Origin of the sequence: Endozoicomonas sp. SESOKO2 (genome assembly GCF_024606245.1) — a bacterium.
Classification (GTDB): Bacteria; Pseudomonadota; Gammaproteobacteria; order Pseudomonadales; family Endozoicomonadaceae; genus Endozoicomonas_A.
On record NZ_JAHHPQ010000627.1, the window covers coordinates 1 to 1,772 of the forward strand.

A 1,772-nucleotide genomic window follows, 5' to 3' on the forward strand; every position below is an offset into this window, starting at 1 on the left:
ATAACGACAAAAAGCAATAAAAACAGGCACACGATGACGACAGCTACCCTGCCGCCGTGTTACCAGAAATTCAAAGAAATTGGCATGGCGCTTTGGTTTAGCCTTACCGGAAAACTGTTCGCAATACGCCTTGATCGCTTTGATTCGTTGATCAGTGTCTTTAGCGTCTTTTATGGCCTGCAAAAGCTCCCGTACTTTGGCTGAGCGTTGTTGGTCAATGGTCGTAAACACTTTGTTCAGTACTTTTTTCATGCCTTCTGAACAGTAGGTGTCCAAATCTGTTGCAGGTCGGGTTTGTTTAACACGTGTTTCTTTGCCCGGCTCTCTCGGTTCTACGACATAAGTCACTTTAATAGTCTGGTTGGCTTTGGCCTCAGGAATAGACAGTGTGTGAAGCCCGGTATAGTTGTCCCTGACCAGGGTAAATCGCAAATCGGGTTCTGTACGCAGGGCCACGATATAATCGTTAGCCTTCAGGCTGGGCAATGCATATTGACCGTTGTCCGATGACACGTCCAGGGTTCCCAGCGTTTGATCGCTGGCTAATGTCAATGTCTGGTCACGTCCGGGTAACCGGTCAGGCATGAGGGTTTCGACCCCCCTGATGTGTATATCCTTAAGATTGATCGATTTGATATGACCCTCAGCAGTCACATAAATATCCAGTACTGAGCACCGATACATATGGGAAATATCCTCATACGTATCAAAAATTATATGATCCCCGGACTCTGTAACCTTCCGGGCCTCAAAGTTCGTGCTCCGGTCCAATGCCGGAGCCTCTTTCTCGAGGACTTCAGGATTGTATGGTTCAGGAGCGTTATCACCGTCCACAGCCAGCGCTTTGTTAATATCATCGCCAACCCAATGGTTCGGCAGACCGCTTATCTGATACCAAAACCCAGGCCATAACTGGACGGCATTGGAATTCCATGCGCTTATCCGTTGATCAGCCTCCCGGAGATAAGGCTGGGAAGTCGGCATATTCAGCGTTTGTTCCTCTTCATCCGTCATGGGAAATACGCTATTGGCGTCCACGGTCGTCTGGCCAAAATGACGGTTAAACCAGCTGTGCTGCCAGTGTCGGTACAGTGCCCGGATGAATATATCGTCCGACTCATCCGGCTTCTGGGGAAGACCGGATTTCTGCCACCTGGCCTGAGCCAACTTCGTGATGATTTCTGTTTTGGCTTCTTCTTTATTCAGACGAGTTTTAATACAAATCTCATGGTGTTTTTCATCAATACTGTCGCGATCACTGTGTCGTATAAACCACGGGCGATTAATGCCGGATACCGTTTGGTAGAACCATTGGCTCATTTCAGGATCAAGCGCTCCGTTACCCACCGCAAGAGCCGGTGGCTCTGGCAGTTCCTCCAGTGACAGGTTGGTGGCCATCAGATAAAGCCGGTAGTGCCGATTGAGGCATTGACGAAGTCCGTTTTCAGTAAAATCCCCTGCTCTGATAACGGCCCTGGCCACATTCTGTAAATCAAGACTGGTCGGTTGCAACGGCAGGTTTTTTTGTTGCAGGTAAGTCCTTAATCGACAATGTGCTTCTGTCAGCTTTTTAGCCATGATTTTCCCTTCCGGGGTCTGTGGTAACACTTTCTCAGCAATGGTCTGCAATTCTGCCGGGTTATACTGCCGGATCGGCAAATGTCGGAAACGTCCTTTCAGCGCCGGTGATAAAGGTTTTCGCCCGCTGTACTCCGGTGGGTTGATGGTGGCAAACAGATGGAAGCCCGGGTGGGCGTCACCGGCCAGAATAT

General features: G+C 49.4%; 1 protein-coding gene. It reads right to left on the bottom strand.

Annotated features, from left to right (window positions below; translation table 11 throughout):
* On the bottom strand, positions 1–1,772 hold a 1,772-nt coding region (locus tag KDK17_RS15440; RefSeq protein WP_257288458.1), incomplete at both ends, for a hypothetical protein.